Source organism: Providencia sp. Je.9.19 (assembly GCF_051129765.1).
In the GTDB taxonomy this organism is placed as follows: Bacteria; Pseudomonadota; Gammaproteobacteria; order Enterobacterales; family Enterobacteriaceae; genus Providencia.
Genome location: NZ_JBCPSS010000002.1, coordinates 631,199 through 653,209, shown reverse-complemented (window position 1 = coordinate 653,209; position 22,011 = coordinate 631,199). Strand labels below are relative to the sequence as shown.

Below are 22,011 nucleotides of genomic sequence, written 5' to 3'. Positions count from 1 at the left end.
CATGTTGACTCTATACAGCTTGGATTATAGAGAATAAATAATTGTCCACAGGACACTGGCTATTTTTTAACGTTCGAATTATCCCTTGTTTTACTAACATCGGATTTATCAACACAGGGCGAAGACATTAGTAAAAATTGTCTTAAAAAAATCTAAAAATAAACTATCAAAATTATGGAATTAAGTTAAACCTATGCCATTTACCCTTGGTCAACGCTGGATAAGCGACACAGAAAGCGAACTTGGATTAGGCGCCGTTGTGGCTATTGATGCCCGTATGGTGACTTTGCTCTTCCCTGCAAGTGGAGAAAATAGACTCTACTCACGCAATGACGCTCCAATTACTCGAGTCATGTTCAACGAAGGTGACACCATTACCAGCCATGAAGGCTGGCAGCTTCAAATTGAAAGTATTGAAGAAGATAACGGTTTGCTGACTTATAAAGGTACTCGTTTAGATACCCAAGAAGCTGACATTAGCCTAAGAGAAGTTTTTCTCGACAGTAAACTGACCTTCAATAAACCGCAAGACCGACTATTTGCGGGTCAAATTGATAGAATGGATCGCTTTGCATTACGTTTTCGCGCACGTAAATTCTATAGTGAACAAGTTAAGCACCAATCTACTGGTTTAAGAGGTATTCGTGCCAGTTTGATCCCACATCAACTTCATATTGCTAATGAAGTTGGCAAGCGCCACCATCCACGCGTATTACTTGCGGATGAAGTTGGTTTAGGTAAAACCATCGAAGCAGGTATGATAATTCACCAGCAATTGATGGCAGGTCGTGCTGAGCGTATCTTAGTCATCGTACCTGATAGCTTGCAGCACCAGTGGTTAGTTGAAATGCTACGCCGCTTTAACCTACGTTTTTCACTGTTTGATGATAGCCGTTATAGCGAAGCACAACACGATAGCGATAACCCATTTGAAACTGAGCAGTTAGTTTTATGCTCCCTTGATTTTGTTCGTCGCAACAAACAACGCTTTGATCAACTAGTTGAAGCCGGTTGGGATATGATGGTTGTCGATGAGGCGCATCACTTACAGTGGAGCGAGACCGCACCTAGTCGTGAATACCAAGTCATTGAAACATTAGCAGAACATGTTCCCTCGATTCTTCTATTAACCGCAACCCCAGAACAACTTGGCCAAGAAAGCCACTTTGCACGCTTGCGTTTGCTTGATCCTAGCCGTTTTCATGACTATGAAGAATTTATTGCAGAACAAGATAATTACCGCCCAGTTGCTGATGCAGTATCATTACTCCTTTCTGGCGATAAACTGACGAATGAACAGCAAAATCTTCTCAATGAATTAATTAAAGAGCAAGATATTGAACCTTTACTAAAAGCCGCAAACATTGAAGGTGAAGACGGCATTGCTGCACGTCAAGAGCTTACCAATATGTTGATGGATAGACACGGAACTAGCCGACTACTATTTAGAAACACACGTAATGGTGTTAAAGGTTTTCCTCGCCGTGAATTACATTCGCTAAAAATGCCACTTCCGACCCAATATCAAACTGCAATTAAAGTTGCAGGTATTATGGGGTCGAAAAAAGATCTGGAGACACGCGCCAAAGAAATGCTATACCCCGAGCAAATTTATCAAGAATTTGAAGGGGAAAATGCAACTTGGTGGAACTTTGATCCACGCGTTGAATGGCTCATGGGCTTCCTCACGGCAAATCGTCATGAAAAAGTATTAGTTATTTGTGCCAAAGCCGCGACAGCATTACAACTTGAGCAAATATTACGTGAACGTGAAGCAATTCGTGCCGCAGTATTCCATGAAGGTTTATCGTTATTAGAACGTGATCGAGCGGCAGCTTACTTTGCATCGCAAGAAGAAGGCGCACAGGTATTATTGTGCTCTGAAATTGGATCTGAAGGCCGTAACTTCCAGTTCGCTAACCAGCTAGTCATGTTTGACCTGCCTTTCAATCCAGACTTATTAGAACAACGTATTGGTCGTTTAGACCGGATTGGACAAAATCGCGATATCACCATCAATGTACCTTACTTAGAAAATACCGCACAATTGGTTCTACTACGTTGGTTCCACGAAGGATTAGATGCTTTTGAGCATACTTGTCCAACTGGCCGTGCTATTTATGATAAGTACTATCAACAATTATTGCAGTTTATGGCTGAACCTACAGCGATGGATGGTTTTGATGAATTTATTAAAACCTGCCGTGAAGAGCATGACTCGCTAAAATTACAGCTTGAGCAAGGTCGTGATCGCTTGCTTGAAATGCATTCAAATGGTGGTGAATCGGGTAATCGCCTTGCAGAAGAGATTGGTGCAGGTGACAACGATACTGAATTAGTTAATTTTGCCCTTAATCTTTTTGATATCGTTGGTATTAACCAAGAAGATAAAAGTGATAATTTAATTATCTTAACACCTTCTGACCACATGCTAGTTCCTGATTTCCCTGGACTACCACAAGATGGCTGCACTATTACCTTTGACCGAGAGCAGGCCCTTTCTCGCGAAGATACACAGTTTATCAGTTGGGAACATCCGATTATTCGCAATGGTCTTGATTTAGTATTATCGGGTGATACTGGTAGCTGTGCTGTTTCATTATTGAAAAATAAAGCATTACCTGTCGGTACGTTACTCACTGAGTTGGTGTATGTAGTTGAAGCTCAAGCACCTAAAAACTTGCAAATTAGCCGTTTTTTACCTGCAACACCAGTGCGATTGCTGATTGACTTAAAAGGTAATAATTTATCTTCTCAAGTTGAATTTGAAAGCTTTAACCGTCAGCTAAATTCCATTAATCGTCATATGGCAAGTAAATTAGTCAATGCGGTTCAAAATGAAGTGCATTCCGTTTTGCGCCTCTCAGAGCCAATGATTGAACAAGAAGCAAAAGTGATTATTGCACAAGCTAAAGAAGTTGCGGATAAAGCGCTAACACTTGAGCTCTCTCGCCTAGAAGCACTCAAAGCGGTGAATCCAAATATCCGCGATGAAGAGCTAGAGATTATTGAAGAAGAGCGCCAACTGTTAATGACTAATATTGAGCAAGCGACATGGCGACTTGATGCGATTCGTTTAGTTGTAGTCACGCACCAATAAAGTAATGAAGGTCGAGTGTCATATGTTTATGTAATTCGGCGACTAACCTAAAGATCTACAACTCGAAATCAGTAGTATTTTATTTATATTATTAAAAGGATATTACCCTAAATAATTCGAGTTGTAGGTAGGCGGCAAACGAAGACGTCTTGGGGAGCATACACAAGTATGTGACCCAAGGGGCTGAGTGAAGCCAACACCCCTACAACTTGAAGTATGACGGGTATTTTATGATGTTACCTTATGATCCACCGACCGATCCTTGGCTCTATGTCCTCTACCAGGACGACCACATCATCGTTGTCAACAAACCAAGCGATCTACTCTCTGTGCCAGGTAAAGCGCCTGAGCACTTTGACAGTATTATGAGCCGAGTACAGCGTGATTATCCGACTGCTGAATCTGTTCATCGCTTAGACATGGCTACGAGCGGTGTCATGGTCGTTGCACTTCATAAAGCGGCTGAGCGGGAACTTAAGCGTCAATTTAGAGAAAGGGAACCCAAAAAGCACTATATCGCTAGGGTGTGGGGCCATTTAGAAAAAGAAGAAGGATTGATTGATTTACCGTTGATTTGCGACTGGCCAAATAGACCAAAGCAAAAAGTGTGTTTCGAAACAGGAAAATCAGCGCAAACGGAATATCAAGTATTAGAATATGAAGAACAAGCTACTCGCGTAAGATTATCACCAATTACAGGCCGTTCACATCAGCTACGTGTTCACATGTTAGCGTTGGGACATCCTATCTTAGGGGATAGATTTTATGCTCACGATGAAGCTAAAGCATTAGCTCCTCGTTTACAGCTTCACGCACAAGCGCTTTATATCACTCATCCTGATTATGGCACGCCGATGCATTTTAGCTGCGAGCCCGATTTTTAATTCCATTCAATCGATTGATTATGCACTATATAATCAAAGCCGTAGCTAGATACTACGGCTTGATGAGCATTATTTATATCAATATATTTTTCGTAACCATACACACCAAAAACACCCCGTATTATCGCTCGGCTACTCAGGGAGCCTGAAAAATATGTGCCCCGAATAACCGAGTGAAGCCAACAACGCTTCGGCACGAAATATGATGGGTATGAATTATTTGAAGCCACGCTCTTTCTTCACAAGATCATAAGCTGCTTGAATTGATTGCGCTTTTTGCTTAGCTATTTCCATCATTTCCGGTGGTAAACCTTTTGCGACTAATTTATCTGGATGATGTTCAGTCATCAGCTTACGGTAGGCGCGTTTAATTTTTGTTGGATCGTCACTCGGAGACACGCCAAGCACTTTACAAGCATCTTCAAGGGTAGGTCCACTTGATTGCTGATAATAGCCACCTGATTGCTGCTGCGAATAACCCTGACCAAATTGACGGCCACTTTGGATCATATCGAGGAACTGTTCAAACTGAACTTTTGAAATACCCAATTCTTCGGCAATAATAAACAGCACTTTTCTTTCATTCGGATGCAAGTTGCCATCCGCGAAAGCAGCTTGCAATTGAATTTCCAGAAACATCTGAATCAAGTCAAATCGACCGTAACATGCCATACGTAATTGCTTGAGGACATCTCTCAATGGAAAGTCTGGTGATTTACCTTCCCTAAAAGCCTGTTGAGCAGCTTTTCGTGTCTCACCATGAAGTTGCATTCTATCCATTAAATTTGTAGCGAGCTGTATATCAGTCTCGGTTACACGCCCTTTTGACTTGGTTAAATGACCAAGAATTTGAAAGGTGCTCGCAAAGAAAATAATCTGCCTGTCACGCTTATTCATGCCACCCGAAAATTTACGTTGTGCGGATGCTTTATCAAATCCGTGCCCAATAATTAAACCAACTAAAGCGCCCCAAAACCCTAAACCAGAGACGATTGCCAGTATGACACCAATAATTTTGCCCCAATAGTGCATATATCCCTCAATTCTTCAATGCTCAGAATGCAATTTTGCATTATCATACTATTCATTTTGCTGTTATGCATAACAACTATGTTCATAAACTATGTTCATAACGACTATGTTCTAACTACCCACACGTAAAGTTTATGATTATACTGGCGCAAAGTAATTGGCTAAGTTAGTCTTTGAGCGTTTGCCGACTATGCCTACTCTGACGGAACCGCATATTTAATGATGAAGAAAAGTTACCCAACAATACTTGCCACCATGGTGTGGGCGGCAATTTATAGTCAGCAAGCCTATGCTGACCTCGCTGAGCAATGCATGCTGGGCGTGCCGGTTTATACTAAACCAATTATTAAAGGCGATCCCAACACCTTGCCTATTCAAATAACAGCAGAAGATGTTCAAGGTGAATATCCAAACTTTGTTGAATATAAAGGCGATGTTGATATACAACAGGGAAATCAGACATTAACCGCTGATAACGTTAAGCTCACACAAACTCAAGCAACAGGTGCTGAACCTGTTCGTGAAGTCACTGCGACGGGTAATGTTCATTATGATGACCCGCAAATTATCCTAAAAGGCCCTTCAGCTTGGTCTAATTTGGATAATAAAAATACTGATGTAAATGATGGTAACTACATGATGGTAGGCCGTCAGGGTCGCGGTGACGCAAAAAAAATGAAAATGCGTGGAGAAAACCGCTATTCCATCATGGAAAACGGGACTTTCACCACCTGCTTACCGGGAACCAATAGTTGGAGCATCAAAGGTTCTGAAGTCATTATCGACCGTGAAGAAGAAGTTGCAGAAATTTGGCATGCACGTTTCCGTGTAGGTGATGTACCGATTTTTTATAGCCCATACATGCAATTGCCAATTGGAAATAAACGCCGCTCAGGTTTCTTAATTCCAACAGGAAGTTATTCCTCTAATGATGGATTAGAGTTTTCTCTGCCTTATTATTGGAATATTGCACCTAACTACGATGCCACTATCACACCACAGTTTATGACTCACCGAGGTGTTAAACTCAATAATGAATTCCGTTATTTAGTTGCGCCGGGGACAGGAACGGTTGCATTCGACTTCATCAACCATGATCGTGCCTATATTAAAGATAAAGAAAGTAACAAACGTGATGCTCGAGATAGTAATGACCGTTGGCTATTTTATTGGAATCATTCAGGTACCTATAACCAGCATTGGAACTTCAATGCTGACTACACCAAAGTGAGTGATCCTCAATACTTTACTGATTTTAGTTCTCAGTATGGTAATACCACTGACGGCTATGCGACACAAAAATTCAGTACAGGCTATTCGGATACTAACTGGAATGCTAAATTAACTCATAAACAATTCCAAATTTTTGTTGATGACCCTAACCGACGTGCTTATAAAGCCGAGCCACAGCTGGATTTAAACTTTTATAAAAATAACTTAGGGGCATTTGATGTTCATACCTATGCACAAGCAGCGCGCTTTACGAGCGTAGGTAAAAATAACCCTGATGCGACGCGTTTACATCTTGAACCCGAGGTAAATTTACCTTTATCAAATGGTTGGGCGAATATGAACAATAGCTTCAAATTGTTCGCCACGCATTATGACCAAGATATTCCTAGCACTAATAAAGATAGCAACTTAGAAAAAAATATCACTCGTGTCCTACCAATGTTTAAAAGTGACGCGAAAGTTGTTTTCGAAAGAGATCTTTACCAAGGCAGTGATTACGTACAAACATTAGAGCCTCGCGTTCAATATTTGTATATTCCGTATAAAGATCAAGACAACATCAATAACTTCGACTCCTCATTATTACAGTCGGATTATAGCGGTTTATTCCGTGATAGAATTTATAGTGGTCTTGACCGTATTGCATCAGCAAATCAGTTTACAACTGGTGTAACAACCCGCCTGTATGATGATGCACTTGCGGAACGTTTTAATTTCTCTGTTGGGCAAATTTACTACTTCGAGCGCCCTCGCGCTGGTGATACTAACCGCCCAATTGATGATAAAAGTAATACGGGTTCACTACTGTGGGCCACTGACACAATGTGGCGTATTGACGAAAACTGGGGCATTCGTGGTGGATTGCAATATGACCGCCGCCTAGGTAATGTCACTATGGGTAATGCGGTAACTGAATATCGTTTCGATGCAGATCGCTTAATTCAATTGAATTATCGTTTTGTGGATCGTGATTATATTCAAGCTACCGTACTCAAAAAAGACACACTACCTGAGTACCAGCAAGGTATTTCACAAATTGGTACAGTTGTTAGTTGGCCGTTAAGTGAGCGTTGGGGCTTTGTTGGTTCATATTATTACGATACAAAACAACAACAATCTGCAAGTCAGCTTGTTGGACTGCAATACAACACATGCTGTTGGGCAGTCAATCTTGGCTATGAACGTAAAATTGTAGGTTGGCAAAATGATAAGCTCAACAGTGAATATGATAATAAATGGTCAATCAATGTTGAACTTAGAGGCCTAAATAACAATCATAGTTTAGGTAGTCAGGAAATGTTAAGTAAAGGTATTATGCCTTATCAACGTGCTTTCTGATAAAAGACAATTTGAATATCACGATTACCCCGCTTTTGCGGAATCAAAATCAATTTTATAGGACCATTATGAAGAATTGGAGAACGCTTATCCTGGGGCTGATGTTCACAAGCTCTGCTACTTTAGCTGCGCCACAGCAAATGGATAAAGTGGCTGCGGTCGTCAATAACGGAGTTGTGCTGGAAAGCGACGTCCAGAATATGATCAACACGGTTAAATTGAACGCACGCGGTGCTGGCCAACAAGTTCCTGATGATCAAGCTCTTCGTCATCAAATCGTTGAACGTCTGGTGATGGATAACATCATGTTGCAAATGGCAAGCCAAATGCAAATCAACATCCCAGAAGAAGCGGTTAATGCGACGATTGCAGATATTGCGCGCCAAAACAACATCACCGTTGAGCAAATGCAAAAACGCTTAGTAGCTGATGGCATCAATATGGCTCAGTATCGTAGTGAAATTCGTAAAGAGATGCTGATTTCAGAAGTTCGTAATAACGAAGTTCGTCGCCGTGTGACCATTTTGCCACAAGAAGTTGATTCTCTTGCTGAACAAATGAATTCACAAGCCAACTACGAACAAGGCATGAATCTAAGCCATATCTTGATTCCATTACCTGAAAACCCAACCCAAGAACAGCTACAAAAAGCGGAAGCTTTAGTGAATAAAATTTTAGCTGAACTGAAAAAAGGCGGTGACTTCGGTAAGCTCGCTATTGCTTATTCAGCAGACCCACAAGCGCTCAAAGGCGGCAATATGGGTTGGTCACGTTTACAAGAACTCCCAGTTGTATTCGCTGAACAACTGAAAAATGCTAAAAAATCTGACATTGTAGGCCCTATCCGTTCTGGTGTGGGGTATCACATATTGCGTGTTAATGACATCAGCGGTGGTAATCAACCCATTTCAGTCACTGAAGTGAAAGCTCGCCATATCTTGATTAAATCATCACCAATTATGGATGATACGCAAGCAAGACAAAAACTGGTGCAAATTTCACAAGATATCCGTAGTGGAAAAATTTCATTTGAAGATGCAGCGAAAGAAAACTCAGAAGATCCAGGTAGTGCACTGAAAGGTGGTGAGTTAGGTTGGAATATGCCTGATGTTTACGACCCAGCATTTCGTGATGCACTGATGAAACTGAATAAAGGTGAGCTAAGCCAACCTGTTCCTTCAAACTTTGGCTGGCATTTAATTCAGTTAGAAGATACGCGTAATGTTGATAAAACAGATGCAGCGAAAAAAGATCAAGCCTATCGTTTACTGTTCAATCGCAAGTTTAATGAAGAAGCACAAACTTGGATGCAAGAGCAAAGAGCCTCTGCTTATGTAAACGTCATCGATGGTCGTGATAGCCAGAAAGATGAAAAAACTAATTAAGCCAATTGTTATAACCCCCGGTGAACCCGCCGGGGTCGGTCCTGACTTACTCATTCATCTCGCTCAAATGCAGTGGGATGTTGAGTTAGTCGCTTGTGCTGACCCAGATTTACTTCTCACTAGAGCTAAACTTCTTAACTTACCTTTAGTACTAAAAAATTATTCCGCGAATATATGCTCAGAGCCACAAGCCCCCGGAAGTTTATCGATTGTTCCTGTTCGCTTAAACGCTACAGTCACGCCCGGTATCTTAGATGTACAAAACGGTGACTATGTCGTTCAAACATTAGCAAGAGCTGCTGATGGCTGTTTAAACGGTGAGTTCTCCGCCATTGTGACAGGTCCAGTACATAAAGGAATAATCAATGATGCAGGTATTCCTTTTAGTGGTCATACTGAGTTTTTCGCACAAAGAAGTCACTGCGACCGTGTCGTTATGATGCTTGCCACGCAAGAACTACGTGTTGCATTAGCCACAACACACCTCCCATTAAAAGAGGTGTCTGACGCTATCAGCGAGCAAAGCTTGCAAGAAGTTATTACAATTTTGCATCATGATTTACAATCCAAATTTGGCATTAAAAATCCCAATATCTATGTTTGCGGCCTCAATCCTCATGCAGGAGAAGGCGGCCACATGGGCACAGAAGAAATTGATACCATCATACCCGCACTCGAAAACTTGAGAAAAAAAGGAATAAACCTCATAGGTCCACTTCCTGCTGATACATTATTTCAGCCCAAGTATTTAAATGACGCTGATGCCGTACTGGCGATGTATCACGATCAAGGCCTTCCTGTGCTAAAATACCAAGGTTTCGGCAGAGCGGTGAATATCACCCTAGGCCTGCCGTTTATCCGTACTTCTGTCGACCACGGCACAGCGCTAGAATTAGCAGGTACGGGTCATGCCGATGCGGGAAGTTTTATCACCGCATTGAAGTTAGCTATCCAGATGACACATAAGAATTCATGAATAATAGAGTCCACCAAGGGCACTTTGCCCGTAAACGTTTTGGTCAAAACTTTTTAACTGACCAATTTATTATCGACAGTATTGTAGATGCAATGAATCCGCAACACGGCCAGTCTGTTGTCGAAATTGGCCCCGGCCTAGGCGCATTAACAGAGCCTGTTGGTAGCCGAATGGATAAAATGACGGTCATTGAAATTGACCGTGATCTTGCCGCCCGTTTACACGTACACCCACAGCTTAAAGATAAGCTAACGATCATCCAGCAAGATGCGATGAAAGTCGATTTTAGCGAGTTAGCTAAAGAAGCTGGGCAACCACTGCGTGTATTTGGCAATCTGCCGTACAATATTTCCACACCATTAATGTTTCATTTATTCACTTTTACCGACTCCATTGCCGATATGAGTTTCATGTTACAAAAAGAAGTGGTGAATAGATTAGTTGCAGGTCCAGGTAGCAAGGCATTTGGTCGTCTGAGCGTAATGGCTCAATATTATTGCCATGTAATGCCTGTCTTGGAAGTACCACCAACTGCTTTTACACCCGCACCGAAAGTAGATTCAGCCATCGTTAAGCTTATTCCACATCGTGAAATTCCATATCCTGTTAAGGATATTAAATTTTTAAGCCGTGTTACAACGCAGGCATTCAATCAGCGCCGTAAAACAATCCGTAATAGCTTAGGTGATATATTCACAGTTGAAGAGCTCACTATGCTAGGTATTGATCCAGGCACTCGCGCTGAAAATATCTCTGTTGAAGCTTATTGTAAAATGGCAAATTATCTTTCTAATCGTTCAGTATAGAATATTGAAGGAGGGCACTATGCTTAATGAACCGAATGTGAGCATCAAAGTTCAAAGTGTCTATATAGAGAGTCAATCTCAGCCGGAAGTTGCCCGTTATGTTTTTGCGTATACCATTTGCATCCGCAACTTAGGCCGAGAAACAATACAACTGATGAGCCGTTACTGGCTCATTACTAATAGTGATGGCCATAAAACTGAAGTTCAAGGTGAAGGCGTTATCGGTGAACAACCGATTATCCATCCTGGGACTGAATATCGTTATACTAGTGGTGCTGTGCTTGAAACACCAATGGGTACAATGGAAGGTTATTACGTCATGATTAGCGGTCGGGGTGATAATTTTCATGTCGATATCCCTGCTTTCCGCCTCGCTATACCAACGCTGATTAATTAATTATGTCTACATATATTATTGGTGATATTCACGGTTGCTATCGTGAACTACGCGATTTACTTGAAAGTGTTAATTTCGATCCACAACAAGATACAGTATGGTTAACAGGCGACTTAGTTGCCCGTGGACCGGAATCTCTTCAAGTATTGCGCTATGTTAAAAGTCTGGGTACATCTGCTCGCATAGTCCTTGGCAATCATGATCTTCACCTATTGGGGATCTTCTGTAAAATTAGTCGTAATAAACCCAAAGATAATCTTGATGAATTATTAAATGCACCAGATATCGATGAGTTGATTAATTGGTTACGCCGCCAACCTCTGTTACAGATTGATGAAGAGAAAAAAATAGTCATGACCCATGCAGGTATTACACCTCAATGGGACATAGACACGGCACGTATGTGCGCAAGGGAAGTTGAGGCTGTATTATCCAGTGACGCTTACCCACTCTTTATTGACTCTATGTATGGCGACATGCCAAACAATTGGTCAGACAGCCTTATGGGCTTAGCACGTTTGCGTTTTAGTACTAATGCATTAACGCGTATGCGTTACTGCTTTCCAAACGGACAGCTTGATATGGTCTGTAAAGAAACACCAGATAGAGCCCCCTCTCCACTTAAACCGTGGTTTGCACTACCGAGTAAGATCCCTGAAGATTACGCGATCTTTTTTGGTCATTGGGCTTCGCTAGAAGGAAAATTCGCACCTGAGCATATCTATCCAATGGATACAGGCTGTTGCTGGGGAAGCGATTTAACCTTATTTCACTGGGAAACCAAACAGTTTCACAGACAACAATCATATCAAAAACGTCGTAAAGAATAAGTTAACTCGCTAATATTTAAATGTAATCAGTAAATATTGAGTTAAAAAGCAATAAAAAATGGAGCTAAATGCTCCATTTTTATATTCAATAATTAACTGATCAAATTAATACTAAACTCTTTTATTCAATATCTCAAAACAAACGCCATGCGTATTGTTTTCATCAGCTTCATGAAATTCCGTGAATTCTGAGTCCCACTCATCAGGTTCATAAATAGGAAAATGAGTATCACCGATAACTTCCGCATCTACATGTGTCAGATAAAGTTTGTTTGCGAGTGGAAGAAATTGTTGATATACCTTACCACCACCGATAACCATCACTTCGTCGGCGCCTTCAACGGCCTGAGCAGCTGCGAGAGCTTCTTCAACCGATGTTACCCAAATAACACTGCTATCCGCACCAGGTTGGCTACTTAATACAATATTAACACGCTGTGGTAATGGACGACCAATTGACTCATAAGTAACACGCCCCATGATCACTGGTTTATTTAAAGTATTACGTTTAAACCAAGCCAGATCGCCAGGTAAATTCCAAGGCATTGCTTTTTCCATGCCGATAACCTGATCGATCGCCAATGCTGCGATTAAGCTAATATTCATCTAATCACCTTAGAAGCTAAATATAAAAATTGTGCACACTATACGGAAACAGAATTGCTACGTCGACTAAATTTAAACTTCCTTAAACAAGAACCAATAACTTATACTCGGACAATAAAATTTAATAGTCAGAATAACATTAAAAAACAAATCATAACAAAGAGATCGTAAAATGTACGAAACCACTATCATGATTGCCACTATTGCAACCCTTGGCATGCTTTCTCCAGGCCCTGATTTTTTCTTGATCATTAAAAATGCAGCTCGCTATCAGCGTTCTGCCGCACTAATGACAGCACTAGGTATTATCGTTGCGATTGCATTACACATGACTTACTGCGTCGCAGGGCTCGCCGTATTAATAACCACAACACCTTGGCTATTTAATATTTTAAAATATGCAGGTGCTGTCTATTTAATTTGGATTGGCATTAAAAGTTTACTACCTCAATCAGGTCAGCATGTTGACTTAAATAATACTCAACATGAAATAGTCTCATTTAAGAAAGCCTTTATGCAGGGATTTCTATGTAATGTATTGAATCCTAAAGCTACACTGTTTTTTCTGGCAATTTTTACGCAGGTATTAAGCGTTGACTCAACCCTAAATGAAAAACTTTGGTTTGCCTTTATTATTTGGGGCTTGGGTGCTATCTATTGGCCAATACTGGTATTTCTTATCCAAAGCGCACCAGTTCGCAGAGGTTTATCTAAAGTACAAAAATATGTCGATAGAGTACTGGGCGTAATTTTAATTGCATTCGGAATTCGTGTCGCCCTGAGCTAATGACGATATTTAGCTAATCAAAAGTAACCACTAGCAGTAAGCTCGCGACTAGATCATTTGATCGCTAATTAACCAGAATTAAAACGAATAAAAGCAGGCATAGTGCCTGCTTTTATTTTGCAATACGCATATTGTTACTCTTGGGGTGTCACAACAAGTTGACCCACTGATCCTAAATCCGCTTTTTCCAAGTTTTGACTATAGAATAAAAATGGAAAATGATTATAAGATGGCTGCATCATTTGAACCAATAATTCAGTTCGTCCATCAACCCAAACCGTGTCTTTCCAACCAAAATCTTCCGGTTGAGTTGGCTGGCCATTACGATTAATCACTTTAAAACGTACGCCTTCAATATGAAATGCTTGAGGTACACTACTCGTCACAGTCCAACGCTCCCAGCTACCTTGACGGCTGGTGATATCCACTCGGTTGGTGTCAATCGTCACATTATTAATACCATATGGCTCATCAAGACGAATATCACGATTAGTAATCGACGATGTAACCTGCGTTTTATCATCCACAAGCTGCGTAGGTAAACCATCTGTGACTAATGACATTAAACCCGTTGCTTTAATCGTTAAAACATTCGTTGAAATTAATGAAGACGATGGTTCAAACAGCCCTTTGACTCTATCCATAAAGGTTGCCGACTCACCAGCCGTGATTGTTAGCTCTTGCGTTTTTGCCATATCAATCAATACTTCTCTACGCTCCCCTGGCGCGAGAGGTAATTCTTGAATATTTACTGGAGCCGTCAAAAATCCTTGGTCTGACGCTATCATCGCAAACGGCCTACCATCACTGATTTTCATCACATAGCGTCTAGAATTTGAGGCATTAAGTAACCTTAAACGGATCCAACCACGGGAAACTTCAAGGTAGGGATCTTGAACACCATTGACTAATAATGAATCACCAATAAAGCCATTTTCATCAGCCTGATATTCAGGCACACCAAAGTTATCTAATCGTTTATCTTGAATAATGATAGGAAAATCATCAACGCCATAATGTTTTGGTAAGCGTAAATTTTTACTCGATTCATCGTCAACTATCCACATACCAAGTAGACCATTATGAATCTGCTCTCCCATCTTTCCTTGGGTGTTCGCATGATACCAAAGTGTGGCTGCATTTTGACGAATAGGGATCACCGGCGACCAATCCGCATTTGGTGAAATCAGTCTTGCCGCACCACCAACTTGCGTCCCCGTGATTTGTAAACCACTGATCGTCATTGATACAGCATCAGGCAACCTATTACTGTAAATCAGTTTTAGATCATCGCCATCTTTTACTCTAATTGTTGGTCCAGGTGATGACCCATTAACTCCCCATACATCAGCAGAATACTTGCCATCAAAAGACCAATGTATTTTCTGTAATGTTAAAAATAGAGGCTGACCTGAGCGAGATTCTAATAATGGTGGAACCGGAAGTAGGGTTGTTCCATTAGCACTAGCATTACTAGGCACATAAGACATACACAAAGCCACCCCTGCAATAAGAAGGGACTGACACCGACTGAATGACATAAATTCTCCGCTAAACAAAAATTCCAGCGCTTATTATTATTAGATATTTTAAATTACAAGCCATTTATATGGCTAATTTTAGGTTAGCGCCAGCAATATCACGCCTTAGACGCAATGATTTTATACTGAAATAAAATTTGGTGTCATGATATCGCGAAAAAAGATTAAACTCTAAAAATATCTTTGCAAATAATTAAAATTTAACTAATTGGAATATAAATAATAAGGGTATTTAGGTAAAACAATTGAGGCTGACAAGCGGAAAAATTGAAGTTGTCCCAATAAACAGACAAAAAACATGATCCCAACCATTAAAATGGTCGTTTAGAAATGTTTATTATTTAACGAGCTAGGCTCTTAATAAGTAAAGTTGCAGATGGAAAGCAAAACAAAACTCACCCACCAACAACTTTAAATACGATTGCTATCTTATTGCTTATTCAACTCAGCAACTTCCCTATCTAGCTCTTTTATCTTAGCTTCCATCAAGCGATGACAATATTCGGATAATTCCCTCACTTGCTCGCGAGTGTATTTTGACGTATCTATTGGATCGAGCATTTCAACAATCACATAACCATTATTCCAACGATTAAGTTTAATCTTTCCTTCTGTGCTAGAAACACAAACAGGAACAATAGGCACACCTGCTGCTATTGCTGCATGAAAGGCACCCGTTTTAAATGGCAGCAAGCCACGACCACGGCTACGCGTTCCTTCAGGAAACATCCAAACTGATATTTTACGTTTAATAATTTGGTCTGAAACCTGTGAAATCGTATTATGCGCCTTTGATCGGTTTCCTCGGTCAATAAGGATATTGCCCGTGATCCAATATAAAAAACCAAAAAACGGAATAAATAATAGACTACGCTTACCTACCGTTACCGTTCTTGGTTGAACCCCATTAGACATGGTTACCATATCGTAATTATTTTGGTGATTACCAATATAAATACTGGGCCCATAATTTTTCGCCGCTGGAGGTATACGGTCTACCAGTTTAATGCCTAACACTTTATGCAGTTTTCCAAACAAATGTGAAAAGGTCATCACATGTTTTGGATTACGAGGGCTAAGTAAACAATAAATTCCGCCAACAACACAGACCAATATTGTATATATCAAAACCAAAATCGCTCGAATAAGCGCTAACATACTCTTCCTCAAATCGTTAAAACTCCCTCAAAGCTATTTAACCAACACAGATACATTGTGAACGTATTTTACGCCCCGAATCACCTATTTTAATATTCATCGGGGTAGTTTTAATCACCGCATGTCGCTGTTTAAACAACTTTAGGGATATTATTAATTTTAGTCTACAGAATCAATCTCGATCCGCTCGATATTATGAAGCCCGCGTGGTAGAGATGTTCCTTTACGTCCACGCTCTGAACGATATTTCTGTAAATCTTCTGGCTTAAATTTCAGTTTTCGCTTGCCATAATAAAGCGTCATCGAACCTTGACTAGGTAAAACCATCAGCCAAGTCAATAGATCTTCGCCACTTGCAGCCTGAGAACCCGTAATATTGATTATCTTATTACCTTTACCCTTTGAAAGCTGCGGCAAATCGGCAACTGGGAATATCAACATACGCCCAGCTTTAGTAATTGCCAACAAGAGATCTTCTTGTTCGTTATGCAGCTCAATAGGTGAGAGAACTTTTGCATTTTCAGGTAATGATATTAAAGCCTTACCGGTTTTATTTTTAGTCACCAAATCGCTAAAGGTACAGATAAAACCGTAACCCGCATCGGATGCCATTAAATATTTTTGCTCTTCAGGCGCCATTAGAACATGCTCAATAGACGCGCCTGGTGGCAATGTAAGTTTACCTGTTAAAGGCTCGCCTTGGCTACGTGCTGACGGTAATTCCAACGGGTCAATCGCGTAGCTACGCCCTGTAGTATCAAGGAACACTGCAGCTTGATTAGTTTTTCCTCGGGCCGCCTCTTTAAAGCCATCCCCTGCTTTATAACTCAGGTTAGTAGGCTCAATATCATGCCCTTTTGCACTACGCACCCAGCCCATATCAGATAACACGACAGTAATTGGCTCTGAAGGTAGGATTTCGTGCTCACTCATCGCTTTCGCTTCTTCACGCTCGTGCAATGGTGAACGTCGGTCATCACCATATATTTTTGCATCAGCCTGAATTTCTTTTTTGATAAGTGTATTCAGTTTACGTTCGGAACCTAAAATACTTTGTAGTTCATCGCGTTCTTTCGCGAGTTCATCTTGCTCACCACGAATTTTCATTTCTTCGAGTTTAGCTAAATGACGGAGTTTTATCTCAAGGATCGCTTCAGCCTGTGTATCCGAAATATTAAAACGCGACATTAAAACAGGCTTCGGTTCATCTTCTGCACGAATGATTTCAATGACTTCATCAATATTGAGATAAGCAATTAATAAACCATCTAAAATATGCAGGCGTCTTAAGACTTTTTCTAATCGATGGCTTAAACGATTTCGAACGGTTTGGCGCCGATAAACTATCCATTCGTTCAGGATCTCAACCAATCCTTTTACTGATGGTCGATGATCTAAACCAATCATATTCAGATTGACGCGATAACTTCTTTCTAAATCGGTCGTTGCAAACAAGTGAGTCATCACTTGCTCTAAGTCAACGCGATTACTTCGAGGAACAATCACTAAACGTGTTGGGTTCTCATGATTAGATTCATCACGTAAATCCTCCACCATAGGTAATTTTTTCGAACGAATTTGGCTTGCGATTTGTTCTAAGATTTTAGCGCCGGAAACCTGATGAGGTAATGCGGTAATAACTGCATTACCATCCTCTTTTTCCCAAATTGCGCGCATACGCACAGAGCCTTTCCCCGTTTGATATATCTTTCGAAGATCATGAGGAGAAGAAATAATCTCCGCTTCGGTTGGGTAATCAGGCCCTGGAACAAACGTCATAACATCATCAAGCGTTAAGGTTGGTTTTTCCAGCAAAGCAATAACGGCATTAGCGACTTCTCGCGCATTGTGTGGTGGAATATCTGTCGCCATTCCCACCGCAATACCCGTCGTACCATTAAGTAGAATATTTGGTAAACGCGCTGGCAACATTTTAGGCTCATTTAATGTGCCATCAAAGTTAGGCACCCAATCAACCGTGCCATGAGCAAGTTCACTCAACAACGTTTCTGCATATTTAGATAAGCGAGATTCGGTATAACGCATGGCAGCAAATGATTTAGGATCATCCGGTGCCCCCCAGTTACCTTGCCCATCAACTAATGGATAACGATAAGAGAATGGCTGAGCCATCAAAACCATAGCTTCATAGCAGGCACTATCACCATGAGGGTGATATTTACCTAATACGTCCCCGACGGTTCTCGCCGATTTTTTATATTTTGCCGCATTGCTCAGTCCGAGTTCAGACATCGCATACACGATACGACGCTGGACAGGTTTTAGTCCATCGCCAATAAAGGGTAACGCCCTATCCATGATGACGTACATCGAATAGTTCAGATAGGCGCTCTCAGTAAAGGCGTGGAGCGGTAAGCGCTCTACGCCATCATGAGTAATTTCACTCATTGAATACGTTCCTTACTCTTTCTCATCACATGGAGGATGTTAAACATCAATTTCTGCCATATCGCCTTTTTCTTGCAACCAATTACGGCGGTCTTCAGAACGTTTTTTCGCCAAAAGCATATCCATAACAGCAAGAGTTTCTGGATAATTTTCATCATCGATGACTAGCTGAACAAGGCGACGCGTATTTGGATCTAGCGTCGTTTCACGTAGCTGAAGTGGGTTCATTTCCCCCAAGCCTTTAAAACGTTGTACGTTTGGTTTGCCTCTTTTACGGCTTAACTTGTCAAGAATTGCATTTTTTTCGCTTTCATCTAAAGCGTAGTGTGTCTCTTTACCCAAGTCGATACGATATAACGGAGGCATTGCCATATAGACATGCCCTGCTTTCACTAACGCAAGGAAATGGCGCACAAATAATGCACACAGTAGTGTCGCAATATGTAATCCATCGGAGTCTGCATCCGCAAGAATACAGACTTTACCGTAGCGAAGCTGGCTAAGATCTTCACTATCAGGGTCCATACCAATGGCTACTGAGATATCATGGACCTCTTGTGAGGCTAATACCTCATCAGAAGAGACTTCCCAAGTGTTTAAAATTTTACCGCGCAACGGCATAATAGCTTGATATTCACGATCACGAGCCTGTTTAGCAGAGCCACCAGCAGAGTCCCCTTCCACAAGAAACAACTCTGTCATGCTTAAATCTTGCGAACTACAATCCGCTAATTTGCCCGGTAAAGCTGGACCGCTAGTTAATTTCTTACGAACCACTTTTTTCGCAGCACGCATACGGCGTTGTGCGCTGGATATCGCCATTTCAGCTAACTGTTCTGCAACTTGAACGTTTTGATTCAACCACAAACTAAAAGCATCTTTGAGAACACCGGAAACAAAGGCCGCACACTGGCGAGAAGAGAGACGCTCTTTCGTTTGCCCAGCAAATTGCGGGTCTTGCATTTTAACTGAAAGAACGTAAGCGCAGCGTTCCCAAATATCATCCGCCGATAATTTAACGCCCCGAGGTAAGATATTGCGAAACTCACAAAACTCACGCATCGCATCAAGTAGGCCTTGGCGCAAACCATTAACGTGAGTTCCCCCTTGAGCAGTTGGGATTAAATTAACATAACTTTCAGTAAGTAATTCGCCACCTTCTGGTAGCCATAACAATGCCCATTGAGCGGCTTCCGTTTCACTAGAAAAATCACCTGTAAACGGTTTTTCTGGCAATGTTTCTAGTCCATCGACTGATTCCATTAAATAATCAGTCAATCCATCCGTATAGCACCAGCTTTGCTCTGTATTATTGAGCTGATCCTTAAACGTAATTTTCACGCCAGGGCATAAAACTGCTTTTGCTTTTAGGTTGTGCATTAAACGCGAAACTGAAAATTTAGGACTATCAAAATAGCTAACATCTGGCCAAAAACGCACGCTAGTACCTGTGTTACGTTTGCCACAGGTCCCAATAACATGCAGTTCTTCTACTTTGTCGCCATTTTCAAAAGCAATTTGATGAATTTGTCCATCACGGCGTACTTTAACTTCAATACGTTTTGATAATGCATTTACAACAGAGATACCAACCCCATGTAATCCACCTGAAAACTGGTAATTTTTGTTTGAAAACTTACCACCGGCATGAAGCTGGCTTAAAATAAGCTCAACAGCAGAAACTTTCATTTCGGGGTGAATATCAACAGGCATGCCACGCCCGTCATCAATAACTTCTAATGATTGGTCGGGATATAAAATAACCTCGATGTGCCCCGCATGACCTGCTAAGGCTTCATCAACACTGTTATCAATTACTTCTTGTGCCAAATGATTCGGTCGACTGGTGTCCGTATACATACCAGGACGACGACGAACAGGCTCCAAACCACTGAGAACTTCAATGTCCTCTGCGTTATAACTAGATTGAGTCATATTGTCATTCTGCGGTAATAGGTGATTAGTTGAATTATACTCGCCATACACAAAGTTGCATGTATCTTGAATCATTAGGTCTATATATGTTAAACAATTCAACTAGTAAGTTACTGTTGATAATAACAGTGTATATGCGTTTTGACACTATTTCTCTGCTAAATCCAGAAAATGTATCATTTGAGGGAAGTAAGCTTCAAAACCAACAAATGCATGATTACCGCCAGATTCAACTGTTTGTTTACTCTTAGAAAGATAGGCAACAGCTTCACGATAATCGAGTACTTCATCACCCATCTGCTGTAATAACCAAATCAAATTAGGCGATCTTAGCTGCTCAATATGCAGGGACTTTAACTCATCTATGTGCTTAGATTCCAGTAGATATTTTTCTTGTGTATAAGGATTCGTGTTCTCCCCTAAATAATCTTGCAGTAGATCAAAAGGGCGAACGGCTGGATTAACTAAGACGGCGGGCAGTTGATAACGCTCAGAAAACCAAATAGAAAAATATCCCCCAAGGGACGAACCCACTAAACCTATTTTCTCATGCTGATACTGCATAATAATATCATTTAAGACAGCTTCAGCTTGCTTTGGGTAATTGGGTAATTGCGGCACAATCATATTGATATGTGGATAATTTTTTTCAACCCATTGTTTTAGGCTACTCGCCTTAACCGACTGAGGTGAACTATTAAAACCATGTATATAAAGTAGTGTCGACATAAGCTAATTAGTAACCATCTGAATTTAAGTCAGGGTTAAACTCTCTTGTCTCTAAACGATGAACAACGGTATTAACCTGCCTTTTACCTTGCGCATCTACTGTCAATTCAAGATAGCGCCAACCCGGCGCAACAGTATCCAATGCAAAATTAGTACAATGTGGCTTAAACTGCACACAAGTAGATGGCGTAGCCAACAAGCGAATACCATGCCAATATTCATCCATCTCTTGGTGAATATGCCCACACAGCATTGCTTTAACATTTGAATATTTTTTTAAATAATCAGCTAAAGTATGTGAATTTCGCAGACTATGTTGATCAAGCCATGTGCAGCCGGAAGATAGCGGGTGATGATGCAACATGATAATCGTTGTACGTTCTGGCTCATTATCTAAACAACACTTCATCCACTCCAATTGCTGTTCAGATAACTCACCGTGTGCAACATCTTGTAGTTGGCTATCAAGCATCAAAATCTGCCATTCTTTATCAATCAAAATTTGCTTTGCACTCGATATACCTGCCACTCTTAAGGATTCAACCATTGCTGGTGGATAATCATGATTGCCGGGTAACCAAACGCAAGGCGCAGATATTCTTTCAATACCCGTCGCAAAATGTTGATAAGCTTTCGGAGATTGATCTTGGACTAAGTCCCCTGTTGCCACAATGAGGTCAATAGGTAGATTTTGTTCTATAATAGCATCAAGTACCGCTTGATAACTTCGGTAAGTGTTAATCCCTAAAAGGGTATTTTCCGTATCAGCAAAAAGATGCGTATCAGTAACCTGTAAAATTCTCACGACTTTCGAGTTCTTTGCAGTCACTTCAAGCTGGCTGTCCAAAAGTATTCCTTTTCCTTA

Annotated in this window: 17 protein-coding genes; 9 read left to right on the top strand and 8 right to left on the bottom strand. The window is 40.9% G+C overall.

Annotated features, from left to right (window positions below; all coding sequences use genetic code 11):
- Positions 1 to 193: 193 nt before the first annotated feature.
- The gene (rapA, locus tag AAZR93_RS12200; protein ID WP_434719944.1) at positions 194 to 3,100 is read left to right on the top strand and encodes an RNA polymerase-associated protein RapA; all 2,907 of its coding nucleotides are present in this window, start codon (positions 194 to 196) and stop codon (positions 3,098 to 3,100) included.
- Between the two features lie 230 nt (positions 3,101 to 3,330).
- On the top strand, positions 3,331 to 3,984 hold the full coding sequence (gene rluA / locus AAZR93_RS12195) for a bifunctional tRNA pseudouridine(32) synthase/23S rRNA pseudouridine(746) synthase RluA (RefSeq protein ID WP_294106804.1): 654 nt from the start codon (positions 3,331 to 3,333) through the stop codon (positions 3,982 to 3,984).
- Between the two features lie 216 nt (positions 3,985 to 4,200).
- Here the strand turns inward: rluA and djlA are convergent, their stop codons facing one another.
- The gene (gene djlA, locus AAZR93_RS12190) at positions 4,201 to 5,016 is read right to left on the bottom strand and encodes a co-chaperone DjlA (RefSeq protein WP_294106802.1); all 816 of its coding nucleotides are present in this window, start codon (positions 5,014 to 5,016) and stop codon (positions 4,201 to 4,203) included.
- Positions 5,017 to 5,238: 222 nt separating this feature from the next.
- Between djlA and lptD the strand changes: the two genes are divergently transcribed.
- The 6 genes from lptD (at position 5,239) to apaH (ending at position 11,981) form a co-directional block, all read left to right on the top strand.
- Positions 5,239 to 7,587: an LPS assembly protein LptD gene (gene lptD, locus AAZR93_RS12185; protein ID WP_336430539.1), complete on the top strand. Its 2,349-nt coding sequence runs from the start codon at positions 5,239 to 5,241 to the stop codon at positions 7,585 to 7,587.
- Positions 7,588 to 7,655: 68 nt separating this feature from the next.
- On the top strand, positions 7,656 to 8,972 hold the full coding sequence (gene surA, locus AAZR93_RS12180; protein ID WP_434719943.1) for a peptidylprolyl isomerase SurA: 1,317 nt from the start codon (positions 7,656 to 7,658) through the stop codon (positions 8,970 to 8,972).
- The gene (gene pdxA / locus AAZR93_RS12175) at positions 8,956 to 9,948 is read left to right on the top strand and encodes a 4-hydroxythreonine-4-phosphate dehydrogenase PdxA (RefSeq protein WP_336430492.1); all 993 of its coding nucleotides are present in this window, start codon (positions 8,956 to 8,958) and stop codon (positions 9,946 to 9,948) included. Before surA ends, pdxA begins: the two co-directional genes overlap by 17 nt.
- A complete protein-coding gene (rsmA, locus tag AAZR93_RS12170) occupies positions 9,945 to 10,754 on the top strand; it encodes a 16S rRNA (adenine(1518)-N(6)/adenine(1519)-N(6))-dimethyltransferase RsmA (RefSeq protein ID WP_294106796.1) in 810 nt (269 codons plus the stop codon). Before pdxA ends, rsmA begins: the two co-directional genes overlap by 4 nt.
- 19 nt (positions 10,755 to 10,773) lie before the next feature.
- The gene (apaG, locus tag AAZR93_RS12165) at positions 10,774 to 11,151 is read left to right on the top strand and encodes a Co2+/Mg2+ efflux protein ApaG (protein ID WP_294106794.1); all 378 of its coding nucleotides are present in this window, start codon (positions 10,774 to 10,776) and stop codon (positions 11,149 to 11,151) included.
- Positions 11,152 to 11,153: 2 nt separating this feature from the next.
- Positions 11,154 to 11,981 carry a bis(5'-nucleosyl)-tetraphosphatase (symmetrical) ApaH gene (gene apaH / locus AAZR93_RS12160; protein WP_294106793.1) on the top strand — a complete coding sequence of 276 codons (828 nt, stop codon included), beginning with the start codon at positions 11,154 to 11,156 and terminating at the stop codon, positions 11,979 to 11,981.
- A 111-nt stretch (positions 11,982 to 12,092) separates the two neighbouring features.
- On the opposite strand, the gene folA is transcribed toward apaH, so the two are convergent.
- Entirely contained in the window at positions 12,093 to 12,587 is a 495-nt protein-coding gene (gene folA / locus AAZR93_RS12155; RefSeq protein ID WP_294106791.1) for a type 3 dihydrofolate reductase, read from the bottom strand.
- 172 nt (positions 12,588 to 12,759) lie between these two features.
- Between folA and AAZR93_RS12150 the strand changes: the two genes are divergently transcribed.
- The gene (locus AAZR93_RS12150) at positions 12,760 to 13,374 is read left to right on the top strand and encodes a LysE family translocator (RefSeq protein ID WP_434719942.1); all 615 of its coding nucleotides are present in this window, start codon (positions 12,760 to 12,762) and stop codon (positions 13,372 to 13,374) included.
- 134 nt (positions 13,375 to 13,508) lie between these two features.
- Here the strand turns inward: AAZR93_RS12150 and ftsP are convergent, their stop codons facing one another.
- The 6 genes from ftsP to cpdA form a co-directional block, all read right to left on the bottom strand.
- Positions 13,509 to 14,915 carry a cell division protein FtsP gene (ftsP, locus tag AAZR93_RS12145; RefSeq protein ID WP_294106787.1) on the bottom strand — a complete coding sequence of 469 codons (1,407 nt, stop codon included), beginning with the start codon at positions 14,913 to 14,915 and terminating at the stop codon, positions 13,509 to 13,511.
- Positions 14,916 to 15,344: 429 nt separating this feature from the next.
- On the bottom strand, positions 15,345 to 16,073 hold the full coding sequence (locus tag AAZR93_RS12140) for a 1-acylglycerol-3-phosphate O-acyltransferase (protein ID WP_294106785.1): 729 nt from the start codon (positions 16,071 to 16,073) through the stop codon (positions 15,345 to 15,347).
- Positions 16,074 to 16,232: 159 nt separating this feature from the next.
- On the bottom strand, positions 16,233 to 18,482 hold the full coding sequence (gene parC, locus AAZR93_RS12135; RefSeq protein ID WP_434719941.1) for a DNA topoisomerase IV subunit A: 2,250 nt from the start codon (positions 18,480 to 18,482) through the stop codon (positions 16,233 to 16,235).
- Positions 18,483 to 18,521: 39 nt separating this feature from the next.
- Positions 18,522 to 20,417, bottom strand: coding sequence for a DNA topoisomerase IV subunit B (gene parE / locus AAZR93_RS12130; RefSeq protein WP_294106781.1), 1,896 nt, complete (start codon positions 20,415 to 20,417; stop codon positions 18,522 to 18,524).
- A gap of 147 nt (positions 20,418 to 20,564) precedes the next feature.
- Positions 20,565 to 21,146 carry an esterase YqiA gene (gene yqiA / locus AAZR93_RS12125; protein WP_434719940.1) on the bottom strand — a complete coding sequence of 194 codons (582 nt, stop codon included), beginning with the start codon at positions 21,144 to 21,146 and terminating at the stop codon, positions 20,565 to 20,567.
- A gap of 7 nt (positions 21,147 to 21,153) precedes the next feature.
- Entirely contained in the window at positions 21,154 to 21,993 is an 840-nt protein-coding gene (gene cpdA / locus AAZR93_RS12120) for a 3',5'-cyclic-AMP phosphodiesterase (protein WP_294106777.1), read from the bottom strand.
- Positions 21,994 to 22,011 lie beyond the last annotated feature (18 nt).

Excerpts from the sequence above, each read along its gene's own strand:
- rsmA (WP_294106796.1), top strand. The coding sequence starts at position 9,945 with ATGAATAATAGAGTCCACCAAGGGCACTTTGCCCGTAAACGTTTTGGT.
- parC (WP_434719941.1), bottom strand. The coding sequence starts at position 18,482 with ATGAGTGAAATTACTCATGATGGCGTAGAGCGCTTACCGCTCCACGCC.
- apaG (WP_294106794.1), top strand. The coding sequence starts at position 10,774 with ATGCTTAATGAACCGAATGTGAGCATCAAAGTTCAAAGTGTCTATATA.
- AAZR93_RS12150 (WP_434719942.1), top strand. The coding sequence starts at position 12,760 with ATGTACGAAACCACTATCATGATTGCCACTATTGCAACCCTTGGCATG.
- ftsP (WP_294106787.1), bottom strand. The coding sequence starts at position 14,915 with ATGTCATTCAGTCGGTGTCAGTCCCTTCTTATTGCAGGGGTGGCTTTG.
- apaH (WP_294106793.1), top strand. The coding sequence starts at position 11,154 with ATGTCTACATATATTATTGGTGATATTCACGGTTGCTATCGTGAACTA.
- rapA (WP_434719944.1), top strand. The coding sequence starts at position 194 with ATGCCATTTACCCTTGGTCAACGCTGGATAAGCGACACAGAAAGCGAA.
- djlA (WP_294106802.1), bottom strand. The coding sequence starts at position 5,016 with ATGCACTATTGGGGCAAAATTATTGGTGTCATACTGGCAATCGTCTCT.
- folA (WP_294106791.1), bottom strand. The coding sequence starts at position 12,587 with ATGAATATTAGCTTAATCGCAGCATTGGCGATCGATCAGGTTATCGGC.
- lptD (WP_336430539.1), top strand. The coding sequence starts at position 5,239 with ATGAAGAAAAGTTACCCAACAATACTTGCCACCATGGTGTGGGCGGCA.
- yqiA (WP_434719940.1), bottom strand. The coding sequence starts at position 21,146 with ATGTCGACACTACTTTATATACATGGTTTTAATAGTTCACCTCAGTCG.
- surA (WP_434719943.1), top strand. The coding sequence starts at position 7,656 with ATGAAGAATTGGAGAACGCTTATCCTGGGGCTGATGTTCACAAGCTCT.
- parE (WP_294106781.1), bottom strand. The coding sequence starts at position 20,417 with ATGACTCAATCTAGTTATAACGCAGAGGACATTGAAGTTCTCAGTGGT.
- rluA (WP_294106804.1), top strand. The coding sequence starts at position 3,331 with ATGATGTTACCTTATGATCCACCGACCGATCCTTGGCTCTATGTCCTC.
- AAZR93_RS12140 (WP_294106785.1), bottom strand. The coding sequence starts at position 16,073 with ATGTTAGCGCTTATTCGAGCGATTTTGGTTTTGATATATACAATATTG.
- pdxA (WP_336430492.1), top strand. The coding sequence starts at position 8,956 with ATGAAAAAACTAATTAAGCCAATTGTTATAACCCCCGGTGAACCCGCC.